17 protein-coding genes are annotated in these 18149 nt (G+C 37.6%); 3 read left to right on the top strand and 14 right to left on the bottom strand.

The window, feature by feature from the left end:
* Nucleotides 1–25: 25 nt before the first annotated feature.
* The 4 genes from E4F24_RS13595 to E4F24_RS13580 are packed head-to-tail and all read right to left on the bottom strand — an operon-like array spanning nt 26 to nt 7097.
* Nucleotides 26–1300, bottom strand: coding sequence for a glucose-1-phosphate adenylyltransferase (locus E4F24_RS13595; RefSeq protein WP_140939654.1), 1275 nt, complete (start codon nt 1298–1300; stop codon nt 26–28).
* Nucleotides 1301–1302: 2 nt separating this feature from the next.
* The gene (locus tag E4F24_RS13590) at nt 1303–2715 is read right to left on the bottom strand and encodes a glycogen synthase (protein WP_140939653.1); all 1413 of its coding nucleotides are present in this window, start codon (nt 2713–2715) and stop codon (nt 1303–1305) included.
* Nucleotides 2716–2726: 11 nt separating this feature from the next.
* Nucleotides 2727–4637, bottom strand: coding sequence for a 1,4-alpha-glucan branching protein GlgB (gene glgB / locus E4F24_RS13585; protein ID WP_140939652.1), 1911 nt, complete (start codon nt 4635–4637; stop codon nt 2727–2729).
* A 6-nt stretch (nt 4638–4643) separates the two neighbouring features.
* Nucleotides 4644–7097 carry a glycoside hydrolase family 31 protein gene (locus E4F24_RS13580; protein ID WP_140939651.1) on the bottom strand — a complete coding sequence of 818 codons (2454 nt, stop codon included), beginning with the start codon at nt 7095–7097 and terminating at the stop codon, nt 4644–4646.
* Nucleotides 7098–7348: 251 nt separating this feature from the next.
* Here E4F24_RS13580 and queA point away from each other — a divergent pair, with 251 nt between their 5' ends.
* Both queA and E4F24_RS13570 read left to right on the top strand, forming a co-directional pair.
* Complete coding sequence (gene queA / locus E4F24_RS13575; RefSeq protein ID WP_140939650.1) at nt 7349–8398, top strand: tRNA preQ1(34) S-adenosylmethionine ribosyltransferase-isomerase QueA; 1050 nt, start codon at nt 7349–7351, stop codon at nt 8396–8398.
* Nucleotides 8399–8466: 68 nt separating this feature from the next.
* Nucleotides 8467–9159, top strand: a complete 693-nt coding sequence (locus tag E4F24_RS13570; RefSeq protein ID WP_140939649.1) for a 2-C-methyl-D-erythritol 4-phosphate cytidylyltransferase — start codon at nt 8467–8469, stop codon at nt 9157–9159.
* Here E4F24_RS13570 and E4F24_RS13565 read toward each other — a convergent pair.
* From E4F24_RS13565 to E4F24_RS13525, 9 genes are all read right to left on the bottom strand, one after another.
* On the bottom strand, nt 9156–9308 hold the full coding sequence (locus tag E4F24_RS13565; protein WP_140939648.1) for a lmo0937 family membrane protein: 153 nt from the start codon (nt 9306–9308) through the stop codon (nt 9156–9158). The genes E4F24_RS13570 and E4F24_RS13565 overlap by 4 nt on opposite strands.
* A gap of 105 nt (nt 9309–9413) precedes the next feature.
* Nucleotides 9414–10181: an MBL fold metallo-hydrolase gene (locus E4F24_RS13560; RefSeq protein ID WP_140939647.1), complete on the bottom strand. Its 768-nt coding sequence runs from the start codon at nt 10179–10181 to the stop codon at nt 9414–9416.
* A gap of 3 nt (nt 10182–10184) precedes the next feature.
* Nucleotides 10185–10454 carry a hypothetical protein gene (locus E4F24_RS13555; RefSeq protein ID WP_317130747.1) on the bottom strand — a complete coding sequence of 90 codons (270 nt, stop codon included), beginning with the start codon at nt 10452–10454 and terminating at the stop codon, nt 10185–10187.
* 41 nt (nt 10455–10495) lie between these two features.
* Complete coding sequence (locus E4F24_RS13550) at nt 10496–11503, bottom strand: glycosyltransferase (protein WP_140939646.1); 1008 nt, start codon at nt 11501–11503, stop codon at nt 10496–10498.
* 5 nt (nt 11504–11508) lie between these two features.
* Entirely contained in the window at nt 11509–12459 is a 951-nt protein-coding gene (locus E4F24_RS13545; protein ID WP_140939645.1) for a glycosyltransferase family 2 protein, read from the bottom strand.
* A 21-nt stretch (nt 12460–12480) separates the two neighbouring features.
* Complete coding sequence (locus E4F24_RS13540) at nt 12481–13047, bottom strand: DUF4199 domain-containing protein (protein ID WP_140939644.1); 567 nt, start codon at nt 13045–13047, stop codon at nt 12481–12483.
* 6 nt (nt 13048–13053) lie between these two features.
* On the bottom strand, nt 13054–13722 hold the full coding sequence (locus E4F24_RS13535) for a hypothetical protein (RefSeq protein ID WP_140939643.1): 669 nt from the start codon (nt 13720–13722) through the stop codon (nt 13054–13056).
* Between the two features lie 4 nt (nt 13723–13726).
* The gene (locus tag E4F24_RS13530) at nt 13727–14995 is read right to left on the bottom strand and encodes a dihydroorotase (protein ID WP_140939642.1); all 1269 of its coding nucleotides are present in this window, start codon (nt 14993–14995) and stop codon (nt 13727–13729) included.
* A gap of 305 nt (nt 14996–15300) precedes the next feature.
* On the bottom strand, nt 15301–15876 hold the full coding sequence (locus E4F24_RS13525; RefSeq protein WP_140939641.1) for a UbiX family flavin prenyltransferase: 576 nt from the start codon (nt 15874–15876) through the stop codon (nt 15301–15303).
* Between the two features lie 342 nt (nt 15877–16218).
* Here E4F24_RS13525 and E4F24_RS13520 point away from each other — a divergent pair, with 342 nt between their 5' ends.
* On the top strand, nt 16219–16872 hold the full coding sequence (locus tag E4F24_RS13520) for an ankyrin repeat domain-containing protein (RefSeq protein ID WP_140939640.1): 654 nt from the start codon (nt 16219–16221) through the stop codon (nt 16870–16872).
* Here the strand turns inward: E4F24_RS13520 and E4F24_RS13515 are convergent.
* The gene (locus tag E4F24_RS13515) at nt 16869–18146 is read right to left on the bottom strand and encodes a DUF2851 family protein (protein WP_140939639.1); all 1278 of its coding nucleotides are present in this window, start codon (nt 18144–18146) and stop codon (nt 16869–16871) included. The two genes, E4F24_RS13520 and E4F24_RS13515, sit on opposite strands and share 4 nt — an antisense overlap.
* Nucleotides 18147–18149 lie beyond the last annotated feature (3 nt).

The raw sequence follows: 18149 nt of genomic DNA, 5'->3' as shown, positions 1-18149 counted from the left end.
CTTACCACGACTATTAAAATTCGGATTAGCAACCGATACTTGTACCATTAGGGATGACTGCATTTTTCTTCACGACTACGATTCCTTCCACCACCGTATAATGTTCAAAATCACCATCGCCTAGATGTTTCCCTCCTTTAATCCGCACATCATTACCAATACGACAATTTTTATCCAAAATAGCGGTTTCAATATAACAACGTTCCCCTACTCCAATGGGAGGAGGTTGCTGCGAATTACTAAGCTCCACAATTTCGTTCAAATCTTCGTAATAATCAGTTCCCATCATATACGTGTATTTAATGACGGATCCTTTGCCTACACGTGATCGAATCCCAATCACAGAACGCTCTATCTTATCGGCCATTAAGATACAACCATCAGCTATTATAGCACTATTCAAGGTAGAACCCGAAATTTTGGAAGGAGGAAGCATACGTGCTCGCGTGAATACCGTTTCTCCAAACAAATTAAAAGATGGAATATCATCTGTCAGCCCAATATTCGCTTCAAAAAACGAAGATATAGTACCAATATCAGTCCAATAGCTATCAAACTGGTAGCTTAACACCTTACAATTTCCGATAGCCTCTGGGATAATCTCTTTACCGAAATCCATACCAGGGTTCTCAGACAGCAATCTTCGCATAACACCTTTTGAAAAAACATAAATTCCCATAGAGGCAAGATAATTACGTCCTTGTCTTTCTAAATCAGAGGGAACGTCAGAAGCCCAATCAGGCAGCAAATCCTTAGCAGGCTTTTCAATAAAAGAAATAACTTCATTCGACTCATTAGATTTCAAAATTCCAAAACTCGACGCTTCCTTCGCCATGACCGGAATTGTCGCAATGGTAATCTCACCTCCATTTTGAACATGAAAATCCACTAAGTCCGAATAATCCATTTGGTACAGCTGATCCCCGGATAAGATCAATACATAATCATAATCTACATTGATCAGATTCTTTTGCGTTCTGCGCACAGCATCTGCCGTACCCTCAAACCATCTATCTCCATCATTTGTTTGTTCTGCCGCCAAAATATCAACAAATCCCTTACTAAAAATACTGAAATTATAAGAGTTCTTAATATGCTTATTTAGCGAGGCCGAATTATACTGTGTTAAAACAAAGATCTTATTATACCCTGAATTAAGACAATTAGAAATGGGAATATCTACCAAACGATATTTTCCAGCAATTGGAACTGCGGGTTTTGATCTTTGATCCGTGAGCGGATAAAGACGCGTACCTCTCCCGCCTCCTAATACTATCGATACTACTTTATGTTGTGCCATAGCTATTTAAGTAATTGATTATATAATTCTACATATTTTTGAGCAGATCTATCCCATGAAAAATCAAGCTGCATTGCTTTTCTTCGAATACCTTTCCATGTTTTCACATCGAAATAAATATCAAGCGATCGTTCAATTGCTTTTACGGCATCATCTGTATTCAGCTTTTCAAAAACAAATCCATACCCTTCATTTTCGATATCTATAACGGTATCCCTAAGTCCTCCTATGGCACGTACTATTGGAATAGTGCCATATTTTAAGGCATAAAGTTGATTTAACCCACACGGTTCTACCCTTGATGGCATGAGCAACATATCCGATGCTGCATACACCTGATGCGCAAGCTCCTCATCATAACCAAAGAACAAACTCAATTTTCCTTCAAATTTCAGCGCTAGATCGGTAAGCTCATCTTGAATTTCTCTATCACCAGATCCTAATATGAATACACATATATTATCCCGAACAGAAAATAATTTTATAAAAATTTCAGCCAACAAGTCAGCACCTTTTTCCTTAGCAAATCGACCAATAAAAGAAAGTAGAGGTAAATTACTAGAAAGATTATATTTTTCGCACAAAATTCGCTTATTCTCTTCTTTACCTTTAAGGACAGTTATTTTATTGTATTTCTTCTCGATTAATGTATCTAGCTGAGGATTCCAATATGCTGTATCTATTCCGTTCACAATTCCATAACCTTTAGCAGATTCCGTATTAAACAATCCCTGCAATCCGTTGGCCTCTATGAAGAGTTCATTCAAATACCCTTCAGATACAGTGGTATATATATCACTACACTTAATAGCCGTCGCAAGTGGATTAATTAATCCATCCCAATCCAACAAGCCCCACTTCCACGTATCAAAAGGTGGTAGCAATATCCCTTTACTCCAACTCATCCAACCTTGATATTGGCCATTATGCACTGTAAATACAGTTTTGATATCTGCCAAGTCTCTAAAAACAGCACCATATTGTAATAAAAATGGAATCAATCCCACATGATGATCATGACAATGAATAACAGATGGATGTATACCATTATTTTGTATCCAATGTAGAAACGCATGCTGAAAAGCGATCCATTGCTCTGCTTCATCCGGATAACAATAAACCTCTTCCCTATCTAGTTTTCCGGGTATTTTAATCAGAAAAAGAGGGAACCCCAATATGTCATTTTTTTCTTTATGAATTTCATACTGTAACTCTTCAGATCCTTGAAAAAATGAGCCAGTAGCTACAATTTCGAATTCATGCTCTTTTACAAAAGGACGATCGAACCAAGGAATAACTACTTTTGCATCAATCCCTAACACGCGTTGGTATTTAGGTAGCGCACCGACGACATCAGCTAGTCCACCAACCTTTGCAATAGGAAAACACTCAACACTTAGATGTATAACTTCCATAATAAGATTTTTTACGTTGTTCGTTTAAGCACTACCCCACCCAAAGGCGGCAAATTAATTTTAATAGAATTGGCTTTATTCATCCAAGGAATCTGCTCTGATTTAGCATTTGGCATTTCCATACCTGACCCAAAGAAAAAAATGTCATCCGAATTAAATATCACCTCCCAATTACCGGATTCCGGAACACCTATTCGATAATCCTGCCTCACAACTGGTGTTAAATTAAGAACTATTATAACATCATTTGATGATACAAGGCCTTTTCTTATGAAAGAAAGTACACTGTTATCATTATCACCATATTCCAACCATTCAAATCCGTCACCGCTGAATGCTCTTTCATATAATGCAGGCTCTGATTTATAGAACTCATTTAACTGCTTTATATATTGATGCATACCTCTATGCGGTGCGTAGTCGAGTAGATGCCAGTCTAAAGATTGGTTTACATTCCATTCCGAAGTCTGTCCGAACTCTCCCCCCATAAACAAAAGCTTCGTCCCTGAAAAAGTAAACATGTATAAATATAAGGCTCTCAAATTGGCAAATTTTTGCCATTCATCTCCCGGCATTTTATATATCAATGATTGTTTACCATGCACAACCTCATCGTGCGACAAAGGGAGCATAAAATTTTCATGGAAGGCATATACCGTTGAAAAAGTCAATTTATCATGGTGGAACCTTCTATTAATTGGGTCTTCCTTAAAATAATTAAGCGTATCATGCATCCACCCCATCATCCATTTCATACCAAACCCTAATCCATTGCTAAACGTAGGTCGACTCACACCAGGCCAAGAGGTAGATTCTTCTGCTATCATTTGTACATCTGGGTAATTGGCATATACAGCTTCATTGAGTTCTTTCAGAAAATGAACGGCCTCTAAATTTTCACGTCCTCCAAATTCATTTGGAATCCACTGTCCTTCTTCTCGCGAATAATCGAGATACAGCATAGATGCAACAGCATCGACTCTAATTCCGTCAACATGGTAGCGATCCAACCAGAATAAAGCGTTGCTAATTAAGAAAGAACGAACTTCATTTCGCCCATAATTGAAAATATACGATTTCCAATCCGGATGAAATCCCTTTCTCGGATCCTCATGTTCATACAGCGATGTACCGTCAAAATTGCGAAGTCCATGATCATCACCCGGAAAATGAGAAGGAACCCAGTCCAATAACACCCCAATTTCATTTTTATGAAGTTGTTCGATTAAGAACATCAAGTCCTGAGGACTGCCATACCGCGAACTCGCGGCATAATATCCGGTAACCTGATACCCCCATGACAGATAATAAGGGTGCTCCATTACCGGCATAAATTCTACATGTGTAAAACCTAAATTTTTAACATACGGAACTAATTTTTCGGCAACTTCACGGTAAGATAAAAGCCTTTCCGGATCATCCGGATCTCTGATCCAAGAACCGATGTGCATTTCATAAACTGAAATCGGGCTCTGCAAGCTATTATACACATTACGACGCCTCATCCATTTCTCATCATGCCATTGATACCAGGTCGTGCTTACAATAGATGCCGTATGCGGCGGTATTTCTGTCATTAAAGCAAAAGGATCACTTTTGTCTACATGATGGCCTGAAAAAGAATGTATATGGTATTTATACACTTCCCCCATTCCGATGTCAAAAATAACACCTTCCCAAATACCACTTCCATCCCATCTCACATTTAAATGATGGCTATGCGGATTCCAGCCATTGAAGTTGCCTACTACAGATACAACCTGTGCATTAGGTGCCCACACAGCAAAATAAACACCCTGTCTGCCGTCTAAAAAGATTGTTTGAGAACCCAACTTTTCATATAAGCGGAAGTGTCTTCCGGCTTTAAAGAGCTCAATATCAAAATCTGTCAGCAAAGAAAAAACTTCTACAGCTTTACTCATAATAGATTATTCTATGGTTATTTTTTTGAAATCATTATCTACAACTATATATTTATCACCATTCTCTTTCGACAACACCGATAGTATGATACCGTCTGCCATTACTTGTTTTACCTCAAAAGGGAAACCGATCAGATAGATATAGTACTCGTCATACCGTTCCGTAAATAAACCATCACGCTGTTGCAAAATTTTCGCTCTGTTCGTTTCCGCTGTAAAAATAAAGTGTTTCTCCAAATACACATTTTGTTCAAAAGCAAATGTATCTCCATGATCCGTGTACCCATAGCTATGGTGTTCACCTTCCGAATAATATACATTCAATTTTAGCGCCTCAATCTTTTTTTCACCGACGTACTGCATCACAGGATATTCAGGCAGGATCGTCCCTCCTTTAATAAACATCGGCATTTGATCCAGGGGAGTCGGGATAGATACTTCTTCTTCACCTTTGAATACTTCATTGGTAAAATAATAAAACCATTCTCCTTTCGGAAGATAAACCACTTTAGACATCTGACCGGGATTCAAAACAGGAGACACCAGTATTTTGTCTCCAAATGCAAATTCCTCCTCCCGAAGTAAATTTTTATAGACATGCTGTTCCAGCAATGCAACAGGGCGTAAGATCGGAAGTCCATACTTATGTTGTTGCCAGAAAACAGCATAAATATAAGGCAATAAACGATACCTTAATTCAATAAACTTTTTACATATAGCTTCCCATTCCGGCCCAAAGCTCCAGGGTTCCCTATCCCGTGTATCACCTGCCGAATGAACACGCATAAATGGTGAAAATACGCCAAACTGCATCCAACGTGTATAGAGTTCACCATCCGGATTACCGGTAAACCCGCCTATATCTGTACCACAGAACGATAAACCGGAAACAGATAAGCGCTGCAATTGTAACACACCTATGCGCAAATGTTCCCATGTAGCTATATTATCACCTGTCCATACAGATGAATAACGTTGCGTACCCGAATACGCTGCCCGTGTTATCGTAAAGGGCCTTTTATTTTTATATAATTTGAGAAGCCCCTCATAGGTAGCGCGAACCATTTGCATACCATATATATTGTGGGCTTTACGATGTGAACCCCTATATCCATCGTAATTATGACGAACATCGTCCGGGAATGTACCTCGCCCAAAAACCGCTGGTTCATTCATATCATTCCAAAACCCCGCTACTCCATCGTCCACTAGTCCTTTATACAAAGTACCCCACCAAGCTCGTACATCAGGATTGGTGTAATCCGGAAACTGGCAGCGGCCAGGCCAAACAAAACCTTCCATAAAATAATCATCACCCCGACGACAGAAATATTTATTATCATGTCCCTCCCTGAAAACCCAATAATTTTCATCCACTTTAATACCGGGATCGATCATTACGACCGTCTTAAAACCATTGGCCGACAAGTCGCTGATCATCTTTTTGGGATCTGGAAAGTATTGTTTGTTCCAAGTAAAACACCTGTATCCTTCCATATAATCTATATCCAGATAGATCGCATCACATGGTATCTCCCGCTTTCGGAATTCAGAAGCCACATCGCGAACCATCTTTTCGGGATAATAACTCCACCTACACTGATGGTAACCTATCGCCCACATAGGCGGTAAAAAATGTGTTCCGGTAAGAGCATGATAGCGCTGCACGACATCCATTATCTGAGGACCGTGAATGTAGTAATACTGCAGTTCACCTCCTTCGGACCAAAAACTAGTTTGATCCTGATGTTCAGCCGCAAAATCAAAAAAAGTTTTAAACGTATTATCGAAAAAGATACCATAAGCATCCCCCTGAGTCACACCAATATAAAATGGAATTGTTTTATACAACGGATCCTGATTAAATGAAAAAGAATACGTATCCGAGTTCCAATTCTTAATCCTTCTACCTCGTAAATTTAAGCTAGATGCTTTATCGCCACCGCCAAAGAAAACCTCATCTTCATGTGCCTTTTTCGTACAGTAGACATAATAGCCTCCAAAGTCCGGATTTTCCTCCCAATGCATAGGCGCATGATCTGCATTGAGTGTCTTGCCTTTCAGATCAGAAAATGACACTAAAAAATCCATTTTGGCGATTGTACAGATCACATTATTTGTCTTAACATGAAAATTTCTATCGTCTTCTCTGAAATCATAAGAATGCGTATGCTTTTCCTGCTCGATTACAGCGTACGAAAAATCATCCAAAAAAGCTCCTTGAGGAGCCAAACGCACACGTATCACATCATCAGTAACCACTTTGACTTCTACTTGAGCCTTCCCGTCTGTAAAAACAAAATTATTCCCTTCTTTTACATATCCAGTAACCGATCGAAGGTACTTTTTTTCTATCTCCGGCAAATCAAGGACCGGATTATTGACGTGCTGTATATCCCCTTCCAAAGACTCTTCCGACACCATTTCTAATGCTATTTCTTGTTTTTTTATATCCCCCATAAAATATTAATCTATTTTTTATAACTATCAGTATTAGTTGCATTTAAAATACAACTAATTTTTTGAAAATCACCTTTTTTAGTTGAAAAATAACAAAAAAAACTTTCTAACGAACTTACAATTTACCCCAGACCCGATTCTACATTTTTATACCACGAACAGTACCTCAATATCCAATAAAATACTTACCTTTGTATTCTTTTTTATCTCACTATGTAAGTAGGATAAAAATCATTAATATTGATTACACGATGAAATTATCACAATTCAAATTTAATTTACCAGAATCACTATTAGCATCTGAACCATCAGAACACCGCGATGAGTCTCGCTTAATGGTTTTACACCGTGATACGGGTAAAATAGAACATAAAATTTTTAAAGATGTTTTGGATTATTTTGATGACAAAGATGTCATGATCCTTAATAATACAAAAGTATTTCCGGCTCGTATGTACGGGAATAAGGAAAAAACAGGTGCCACTATAGAAGTTTTCTTATTGCGTGAATTAAATAAAGAATTACGTCTATGGGATGTATTGGTTGACCCTGCACGTAAAATACGCGTAGGTAATAAGTTATATTTTGGTGATGATGATTTATTAGTAGCTGAAGTAGTTGACAACACAACTTCTAGAGGCCGCACTATCCGCTTCTTATTTGACGGTACAGATGAAGAATTTCGTCGTAACATCGAAATCTTGGGCGAAACACCTCTTCCTAAATATATTAAACGTAAAGCTACCCCTGAAGATAAATTCCGTTACCAAACAATTTACGCTAAAAATGAAGGCGCTGTAGCGGCTCCGACAGCTGGTTTACACTTTTCACGCGAATTGATGAAAAGATTGGAACTTAAAGGAGTTGACTTTGCAGAAGTAACACTTCATGTAGGATTGGGAACTTTCCGTACCGTAGAAGTAGAAGATTTAACAAAACATAAAATGGATTCCGAGCAATTCATCATCACGGACGAAGCTGCTAAACTTGTCAATAAAGGTATAGACAATAAACGTCGCATCTGTGCTGTAGGTACCACTTCTATGCGTGCGATCGAATCATCTGTATCTGCAGATAAACACTTGAAATCGGCAACAGACTGGACAAGTAAATTCATCTATCCTCCTTATGATTTCAGTATCGCAAACTCAATGATTACAAATTTTCACACTCCGGAATCAACGTTATTAGTAATGATTGCTGCGTTTGCCGGTTATGAAAATGTAATGAATGCCTATGAAGTAGCCGTTAAAGAGAAATATCGTTTCTACAGTTATGGCGATGCAATGTTGATTATCTAATTTAAAAAATATTCAATAATTTTAAGCGTGAATGGTGAATTCACGCTTTTTTATGTTATGCGCAACCCATGGTAAATAATATCGTAATCATCGTAGCTGGTGGCACCGGATCCCGTATGCAATCGGATATTCCTAAACAATATCTTCTATTAGAAGACAAACCGGTGTTGATGCACACAATAGAAGCTTTCGCACCTATCGCTACCGATATTATTGTCGTATTACATGCTGAAATGGAAAAATACTGGGCTACACTCTGTCGAAATCATCTATTCAATATCCCACATGACATCGTACACGGAGGCTCCACTCGCTTTCAAAGTGTTAAAAATGGTTTACAACACCTAAAAAACAAGTACAGCGAGATACTGTTACATAACACCGCTATCGCTGTTCATGACGGAGCGAGACCATTGACCAATAGAAGATTAATCAAAAAGTCTTTTGAAATGGCCCATAAGGGCAAAGCTAATACTTTAGCCGTACCGAGTACAAATTCGATACGCCAAGGAACAATAGGCGATTCAAAAGCGATGAAGAGGGATAAAATATGGCTTATACAAACGCCCCAAACCTTTCCATCTCAACTGTTAATAAATGCTTACGAACAGGATGAACAGCCTGATTTTACAGATGATGCTTCAGTAGTAGAAAAAACAGGCACCTCCATCTATCTTTTAGAAAGTAATCACAAAAATATCAAAATTACGTTTCCAGAAGACATCGAAATTGCCCAAATTTATTTAAAAAAAATGAGCTAAGCGCTGCCGCGTATCACCCGTAATAAAACAACAATTATTGCAATTACTAACAAAATATGAATAATATCTCCTGTGGCGTAGCCTCCAAAAAAACTGATTGCCCAAATAATTACTAAAATTACTGCAATCGTGTAAAGCAAATTTCCCATAGTTTCAATAATTAATAAACTTTATCCTCTTTAACGAATTGTTTATAGTGTTATAATAAATAACAACAAATTGCCGTATGGAAAGTTTTTGAAGGGGCAGCTTTTCTATCTTATTTCAATACTTAATTGGTCAAAAGATACAAATACATTACCCGGTAGCAGGGATTGGATTTCTTCGTGCGTACCAAAACGATGACTAATATGCGTAAGATAAGCTTGATCAGGATTGATATCACCAATAAAGGCAAGCGCCTCCTCTAAGGTAAAATGGGATATATGCGGCATCATTTGAAGGGCATTTACCACCATCACTTTTACCCCCTCCAAGAGCTTCCTTGATTCAGGAGATACGGTTTTCGCATCCGTAAGATATGCAAAGTCACCTATACGAAACCCCATTACAGACATCTTGTAGTGCATCACTTCAATAGGGATAATCTCACGACCAAATAGATTAAGGGGTATTCCAGGTTCAATTTCTTCCAACTCTAAAAGTGGAGCACCTGGATATTTGTTATTACTGAATGCATAATAAAACTCGCGCTTTAGCGCTTCATGCGTCACAGAAGTAGCATATATCGGAATAGAGGCTTGCTGTATATAGTTAAATGCACGTACGTCATCTAGCCCCGCTATATGATCTTTATGGGAATGGGTCATCAGTACCGCATCCAAATGCGTCACATGCGATCTCAACATCTGATACCGGAAATCAGGCCCCGTATCAACAACAATGTTATGCTTATCCAATTCGATGAGAATAGAAGACCTTAATCGCTTATCCCGTGTATCTGTCGATTGACACACTTTACACTGACAAGCGATCACAGGTACACCTTGTGAGGTTCCGGTTCCTAAAAATCGAATTTTCAAAATCTATGCAGTTGATTTAATTAAAGATTTAAAAAATGTATACTGTTTCTCATCTAGTTGTTCTTTCTCTAAATCAAAATCTTTTAAAAGTTGAATCAAAGACAAAATCTTAATTTCCAGATTAGAAAATCTATTGACCACAATAACTTTTGAATGTTGGATCACACATGCACCAGTTTTGAAATTCCCTTTCTCATAACGTACTTTATATCCCAAATCATTAAGAAGATGCTCTATCTTATCTAAATTATATTGCGTAAACGATATCACCATACTAAGCCCAATATACTCATCCTATTTTTCAAAACAAAAGTTTACTGTACCATATTTTTTTTTAACCCCACACGGTCTATATAATTTTGTATAAATCCGCTTCCGTATGCTATCAATTGTGTAAACGATGCCAAAACAGACAACACTGCCACACGAATACTCTTTGTCACGGAGAGGCTATGTACGAATAATATTCCACAAAAAAACAGCACCAATGTATTCCCTATCAATGCTAGATAATGTAATAGCACGATTTCATCGAACGTAAGCATATTAATGAAATTTAAAATCAACAATCCGATAACCCCAACGGTAAAACAAGAAGGAAGCGTATGAATAAGTTTCAATTCGTTGGGATAGATTTGCGCAATATCAATTCTCCCCTTTCCGAACGAATAGGTCTGTTTATAAAACTGTGCAAAATTCGCTCTCCGTTTATGATATACGAATGCTTCTGGTATTAAACCAACTTTACATCCACCTTCTATCATTCGAATGCTAAATTCAATATCTTCCGAACGCCTAGACAATTTAAACCCTCCCGTTTTTTGCCATACCGTGCGCGATATCCCCATGTTAAAGCTGCGCGGATGAAATTGTCCTACATGTTTTTTATTCCCCCGTATTCCACCAGTTGTAAAAGGGCTTGTCATCGAATAGCTGATAGCCTTCTGAACAGCAGTAAAAGAAGAATGAGTAGCATCCGGCCCTCCAAATGCATCCCAATTATTCTCTTGAATACTAGACAAGACTATAGAAAGGTATTCAGACGGGACAATAATATCAGAATCGAATACGATAAAATAATCTCCTTTTGCTCTTTCGAATCCATAATTTCGTGCAAATCCCTGACCTCCATTCTCCTTGAAAAAATAGTTAATTTGGAGATCTGCAGCGAATGATTCCACAATATCTTTCGCCAAATCCGTAGACCCGTCTTCCACAACAATCACTTCAAAGTTGCTATACGTTTGGGAAATCAAAGATTGTAAAAGTTCCTTAATTTCTTGGGGCCTGTTGTAAAGAGGGATAATAATGGAAAAAAACATACCGATTATACTACACGCTCGATTTGATATTTATTTCGCTCCGAACTATTTCTAGCGATCAGCTCCGCGACAAATCCAGTCAGAAACAGTTGTGTACCTATCAAAATCGCCAACAGTGACAAAAAGAATAAGGGCTGATCTGTTACGTTTCTGTAAGCCGTTCCTTCCGCTATACTCATTAACTTTTCACAGATTAAATAAAAGGTAATGAAGAATCCAATCATAAAGCTAATTACTCCGATAGGACCGAAAAAGTGCATTGGACGCTTACTAAATTTGCCAACAAAAAATATAGATAGCAGATCTAAAAATCCTTTTATAAATCGTCCGGGGCCAAACTTAGTCGTACCATATTTTCGGGGGTAATGTTGTACTACCTGTTCTTGAATAGCTGTAAATCCAGCCCATTTGGCTAAAACGGGAATATACCGATGCATTTCACCATATACTTCAATGCTTTTTACGACATCTTTATGATAGGCTTTTAATCCGCAGTTAAAATCATGCAGATTGTGAATCCCAGACATACTTCGGGTAACCGAATTAAACAACTTGGTAGGTATCGTCTTTGTTGGAGGATCGTAGCGCTTTTGCTTCCACCCCGACACAAGATCCGCACCTTGATTTTTCACCCGATCATAAAGTGCCGGAATTTCATCAGGACTATCCTGCAAATCTGCATCCATTGTAATGACCACATCTCCCTGAGCAGCAGCGAAACCGACATTAAGTGCTGCAGATTTCCCATAATTTCTTCGAAATTTGACACCGGTGATCTGTTCATTTTCCTTTTTCAAATCCATTATTACCTGCCACGAAGTGTCTTTACTTCCGTCATCGACAAGAATAATTTCATACGAAAAACTATGCTGCTCCATTACTCTTCTAATCCACTCCGTCAATTCGGGCAGCGACTCTGCTTCATTATATAAAGGTATAACTACCGAAATGTCCATAAAGATTTATAGTTTAATTGCTTACTTAACTTTTTGCGTATTATTTCTGAATAATAAAGCTAAAATCAAAGCAAATATAAAATTTAATAATAAACTGATAAAAATCGGAGGAACTGTATTTCTAAAAGTCATTGGACTAAAAGCAAATTCGCGATCCTGTTCAATCACCTCCATTTGTTGATCTATCTCTTCATTGCTAGCTCCCTTTTCTTCCATCTCTACTATTTTCAAGTTCATCAAATTTTGATAACTTTCTTCCAACACTACCTTATCCATAGTTTTCTGATAGATGGTAATACCGAGCGAGCTAACTACGATACTCGCCGCCAAAAGGATATAGATACTTTTTAGCGCTTTGCTGAATATCCAATCTCCACCGCTACTGCGTCTGAATAAGTAAACAAAAAATACAGGGACAGCAATAGATCCTAAGATCTTCAATAGTGTACTGACGATATACAGATTAGAATAGGTGTCCGCATTTCGAGTATAATAAATACTCGAAACGGAAAGGATTATAGCTATCACACCTACAGCTGCTCCATATATCAATCCGTTCCTTTTTTCCTTCTTACTTAAATCATTCATAAATTACTATTTATTAAAATTGGCAATGATTTGATACAATGCGGTCTCTAGCGATTTATTTGACGCGTGCTCCGTGAACTCAGCGAGTTGATCCGACGAAGGATTTGGCTCGTAGAAGAAACTAACTATAGGATTAAAAAGCTCGTATAATTCATCTTCATCATGTACTGTGGTGGATACTTTTGCAATTTCAGAATAATCACTTTCAACAAGAATCTGATTTGCAATTATTTTTTCATAGATGCGATACTCATCCTGAAATTCATCCTCTTCCACCAATAAGAATTCTTTTAAGTAGTCTTCTAATTCTGGAGCGATTTTATCGTCCGCGCATTCTTTGATGTATAAAAACACATTTAACAGTTCTGTGCCTCTATCTAATGTATCTTCTTCAATAGCCTCCCATTCATCAGAATCGAGGTAATCTTCTTCGAGCTTTTGCACATCCTCTGCAAAAAAGTTAATCATTAACAAATCGAAAAACACCTCTCTAAGTTCTTCAAAAGATTGGTATTCGTCAAAAACAGCATCTACCTGTTCAAGCTTATTCATGAATATAGCTTCCGCATCGAATGCAATTTCGATGGCCTTTTGAAACTCTTTTGCATCTATTTTTTCCAGGTCGGCATATGTATTAACACCCGCCTCTACTGCTTTTTTAACTTTAATATCCATAATATTAGTTATTAACAACTACTTGATTATTATTTATTACCGCTAGTACTTTCCCTGTTAAAGTCTGTCCAAAAAGCGGATTATTCTTACATTTCGATTTATTTGTTTTATCGTTGAACTCCCAAGTAGCCGTTGTGTTAAATAAAACTATATTTGCTTCTTCACCTATTGCTAAGCTGGGGATTTTTAACCCCACGACTTTTCGTGAATTTATTGCCAATTTTTCAACAATTTGATCTTCGTTCAGTCCTGCTGTAAGCAACATCGGCAACACGGTCTGTAAACCGGTAATACCATTTTTTGCAATATGATATTCAACCGCCTTAAACTCGATCTCTTGTGGCGTATGTTGGGAAACTACAGCATCTATTACACCGTCCTTAAGTCCTTTAATTAATGCTTTTACATCCTTATGCGTACGTAAAGGGGGACTCACTTTATAGTTGCTATCAAACCCCTCTATATTATTGTCTGTAAACACCAAGCTGTGTGCTGCCACATCACAAGTCACGCGCAACCCCTTAGCTTTCGCCTTTTTTATCAGATCTACCGATTCTGCTGTAGAGATAGTGGTAAAGTGAATAGGAGCATCATTATATTCTGCCAAATACAAATCACGCGAAACCATTAACGCCTCCGCTAGATTCGGAATACCTTTCATACCTAAAAATGTACTCATCACCCCTTCGTTCATTTGATTACCTCCGGCAATAGATTCGTCTTGAGCGAAAGATATCACCAATCCATTAAATCCACGGGCATATAATAATGCACGCCCCATTAATCCAGCTTGCTGAATACTGTGATTGCCGTCCGAAAAAGCTATTGCACCATTTACCTTCATATCATAAAGCTCGGCCATCTCCTTACCTTCTCGCTTTTTGCTTACAGCTCCTATTGGATATACATCTACAAGATTACCTTTAGACATGTTAACAATCAACGAAACTTCCGATCGGCTTTGGATAGCGGGATTAGTATTCGGATGAACGGCAATACCGGTAAACCCTGCTGCTGCAGCAGCAGCGGTACCAGTTTGTAAATCTTCTTTCGTCTCGTAACCCGGTTCACCAATATTTACATTCAAGTCAAAGAAACCAGGTGCTACTATCGCCCCCGTCCCTTCAATAACCTGAATCTTTTCATCAGTCTGTTTAATTTTCTTATTTATATCCACAATTTTACCTTTGCTTATCAGCAAATCAACTTCTTGTTGATGAAATTTATGCCCGGGTAAAATCAATTTTGCAGAAGTAATTAAGATCGTATTCATAGATATATAATATGCTAGAAATTAAATTTTGCTAACTTAACACAATGGAGTTGAAGCATTTTAATAAAAAAAACCTTCATGATAGCGGTAATACCGACAGCTATGAAGGTTCTTGATGGCCATTGCAACGAGTTCATTGATCCCCTTAAAAATAAACAATTAGCGATAACACAAACACTTTCTGAAAAAAAAAGCAGTTTAGCGTATCGTTCTATTAAAAGATTTCTTTTCGAAAAAACCGAAAAATCAAATTGCTCCATTAAAAAACAAATGTACAAAATACTCTTAAAATGTAAACGTATTTATTATAGTTTATTCCCGCACTGTCCCCACTCATAACTATCTATTTTAAGACCAGCTAAAGAAATGACCCTATCCACCACTGTTGCAGCTACGTCTTCAATACATTGAGGTTGACTGTAAAATGATGGACTTGCCGGACAAATAATTCCACCTGCTTGGGTCACTGTTAGCATGTTTTGTATGTGCATCAAGTTTAAGGGGGTTTCTCTGGCGACAAGAATTAATTTTCTTCTTTCTTTAAGAATAACATCTGCAGCGCGAGTAGTTAAATCCGAAGACGTACCGTTTGCTATCCGCGCTAAAGTCCCCATTGAACAAGGACAAACAATCATCGTATCAAAGTTTGCGGATCCCGATGCAAAAGGAGCCATAAAATCATTCTTTGAATAGAATACAAAGGGATATGTTTTAAACGCCTCATTCTTCAATTCGAATTGCCAAACGTCCTTCGCGTTATCCGACATAACAACACCTATCTCTTCAATCTGATCCATCAATAGACTCAGTTTATCCAATAAAAGTTTTGCGTAAATTGCCCCCGATGCTCCTGTGATCGCAACTATGATTTTTCGTTTCATAGAACAAATCTATAAAATAAGGGCCGAATAAGAAGGGCCGAATAAGAAATATTCGACCCTACATCTACCTATGAAAAACATGCCCTTGGGGAGGGCGCTACAAAAGTAAACAACCTTTCCTTATTTGCAACATTTTCCCGAAAATTTGATTGTTAAAATTAAAACTCTGTTACATGAACACTATGTAAAACCATTGTTTGCGTAATAAGCATTATAAAATTATGCTTTAGCTGAGATTTCAAAAAAAAAGCATTATTAATCCACAAACAAAATTTTACTCACAATTTGTGCCGAATCCATATTTTTTTCTTTATTTCGGAGCTGAAACAGGAAATTCAAAAAATGAGCTTAACAGTATTAGAGGAATATATTGAAACGGGTAACTTTCAAGATTTAGATTTGTTACTAAGTAAAAACTCTTCTTTGGTTAAAGAGAATACAAGCCATGATATTTCACCTTTATTATTGGCCTGCTATTACCACAAACCTCAAATTGTACAAATAATCTTAAAATACATCACATCGATTACCATTCATGAAGCATGTGCCGCAGGATTAGCACAACACGTACAAATGATGGTCGAACAAAGACCGGAGGTGATTAACGAAATTTCTTCTCATGGCTTTACTCCTATCGGTATTGCTGCACATTTCGGTAAAGAAGATATTGTCAGGATTTTGCTAGCCCATCATGCAGATCCCAATATACCATCACAAAATGGCTACAATGTGTACCCCTTACATGCTTCATTAAGTATCAACAATGAGGTAATAAGTAAAATGCTTATTGAGGCCGGAGCCGAAGTAAATGTAGTCCAAACCGCCCGTATTACTCCACTACATTTGGCCGCTCAACACGGTAATATTGAGTTGATTATTTTATTATTGGAACAAGGAGCTAATATCAGCATTGTTACAGATTTAGGTGCTACGGCGGCAGATTTGGCTGCAGATAAAGGTTTTCATGAGATAGCGGAGATTTTGAAAGTAAATTAGTGTTTTAAAAGTGAAACACCGATAGCACATTCTAAACACCTTTTGTTATCGCAGTAATTATTTTTCAAATGTAGCAAGGCTTGTGAATCGGCTGCAGTGTGTGATTTTACATTCATTTTCTTGAACCTTGTGATGATGGAATTATTTTCCGTCTCAATTTCCTCCAACCATTGTATAGCTTTCTCCATGTATTTTTCGATGTTATAAAACTTACCATAGGCAAATACTATTGGTATAAAACAATTCACAAAGAGATGGGAAATAAATTCCTTAGACCATGAGGTGGAATGAACTTTTGTCTGCCTGTCAAACCTATAATGATCCCTCCAATATACCTGAAGTTCAAAGGATTGAATCATCGCTGAAATCGTCAATCTATCTTCACGTAAAATAAATTCAAACCAATAAGCCTTATTACATAATAATGTCGACAGCTGTGCAATACGATAAGTAGGGAAATTATATGGTCTCATCCTCAAAAATTTCCACTCTTCTGTCCGCATAGGTTCCAATTTATGGATTTTCTTCAAGTACTCAAACTCAGACAGTAACGCTTTAGGGTAATCATCCTTTGTCTCTTGCTTCAATAGACCAGCAACCCCAAACAGCAAGCTACTCGTCTTTATAGTATCATTTTGATACTTTTGAAACAAAAGTAAATCCACAGAAGACATCAATTTTTCGAAAGCTATCGAGTTTACCCGCATACCGAAGGCTCTTGCCAATGCAATAGCCAATACCCTTTCCCAATCCTGTTTAGTTTCCTGAATAATTCGTAAAAAATAGTCGTATTTATCTGCTAACCGTTCTATGGCAAGTCGCTTTAGCCATGGATAAACCACAATATCATTAATTTGAGAAATCTGATTTTCGCAGGGTATCCAGTTCAGATTTTGCATAAGAGATTGATATTTCAACAACCTTCCTTCTTGTACATAAGGCTGCAAACATATAGTAGGAATTGGAGTTCCGTCAGATCGGAGTACAGCAAAATCATTATTCCATACCACATGCAATACCGTATTGTTATATGCCGGATCAGATGAGTGCCCATGCTTTTCCCAATCTTTAGCATGAATGTGAATTTCTACATGACCATGCCATAATACGTCACCAATTCGGACACAGGCAAATTCAAAATCAGGACCTGCATTAACATTATACTGCCCTATTTCCACCACCCGCACCTCATCTCCATCAGATGTTTTTAAATCCAATTGGTTATACAAGCGAAAACGCCAAATGAAGTGAAGTAATTCTTCCGGAAATGACATAGC

Origin of the sequence: Sphingobacterium lumbrici (assembly GCF_006476045.1) — a bacterium.
GTDB lineage: Bacteria > Bacteroidota > Bacteroidia > Sphingobacteriales > Sphingobacteriaceae > Sphingobacterium > Sphingobacterium lumbrici.
The sequence above is the reverse complement of the archived record's forward strand: the minus strand, read 5'-3'. Positions and strand labels throughout refer to the sequence as shown.

Bases quoted from the DNA above. Each gene is read 5' to 3' on its own strand.
- E4F24_RS13595 (WP_140939654.1), bottom strand. From the start codon at position 1,300: ATGGCACAACATAAAGTAGTATCGATAGTATTAGGAGGCGGGAGAGGT.
- E4F24_RS13590 (WP_140939653.1), bottom strand. From the start codon at position 2,715: ATGGAAGTTATACATCTAAGTGTTGAGTGTTTTCCTATTGCAAAGGTT.
- glgB (WP_140939652.1), bottom strand. From the start codon at position 4,637: ATGAGTAAAGCTGTAGAAGTTTTTTCTTTGCTGACAGATTTTGATATT.
- E4F24_RS13580 (WP_140939651.1), bottom strand. From the start codon at position 7,097: ATGGGGGATATAAAAAAACAAGAAATAGCATTAGAAATGGTGTCGGAA.
- queA (WP_140939650.1), top strand. From the start codon at position 7,349: ATGAAATTATCACAATTCAAATTTAATTTACCAGAATCACTATTAGCA.
- E4F24_RS13570 (WP_140939649.1), top strand. From the start codon at position 8,467: ATGGTAAATAATATCGTAATCATCGTAGCTGGTGGCACCGGATCCCGT.
- E4F24_RS13565 (WP_140939648.1), bottom strand. From the start codon at position 9,308: ATGGGAAATTTGCTTTACACGATTGCAGTAATTTTAGTAATTATTTGG.
- E4F24_RS13555 (WP_317130747.1), bottom strand. From the start codon at position 10,454: ATGGTGATATCGTTTACGCAATATAATTTAGATAAGATAGAGCATCTT.
- E4F24_RS13550 (WP_140939646.1), bottom strand. From the start codon at position 11,503: ATGTTTTTTTCCATTATTATCCCTCTTTACAACAGGCCCCAAGAAATT.
- E4F24_RS13545 (WP_140939645.1), bottom strand. From the start codon at position 12,459: ATGGACATTTCGGTAGTTATACCTTTATATAATGAAGCAGAGTCGCTG.
- E4F24_RS13540 (WP_140939644.1), bottom strand. From the start codon at position 13,047: ATGAATGATTTAAGTAAGAAGGAAAAAAGGAACGGATTGATATATGGA.
- E4F24_RS13535 (WP_140939643.1), bottom strand. From the start codon at position 13,722: ATGGATATTAAAGTTAAAAAAGCAGTAGAGGCGGGTGTTAATACATAT.
- E4F24_RS13530 (WP_140939642.1), bottom strand. From the start codon at position 14,995: ATGAATACGATCTTAATTACTTCTGCAAAATTGATTTTACCCGGGCAT.
- E4F24_RS13525 (WP_140939641.1), bottom strand. From the start codon at position 15,876: ATGAAACGAAAAATCATAGTTGCGATCACAGGAGCATCGGGGGCAATT.
- E4F24_RS13520 (WP_140939640.1), top strand. From the start codon at position 16,219: ATGAGCTTAACAGTATTAGAGGAATATATTGAAACGGGTAACTTTCAA.
- E4F24_RS13515 (WP_140939639.1), bottom strand. From the start codon at position 18,146: ATGTCATTTCCGGAAGAATTACTTCACTTCATTTGGCGTTTTCGCTTG.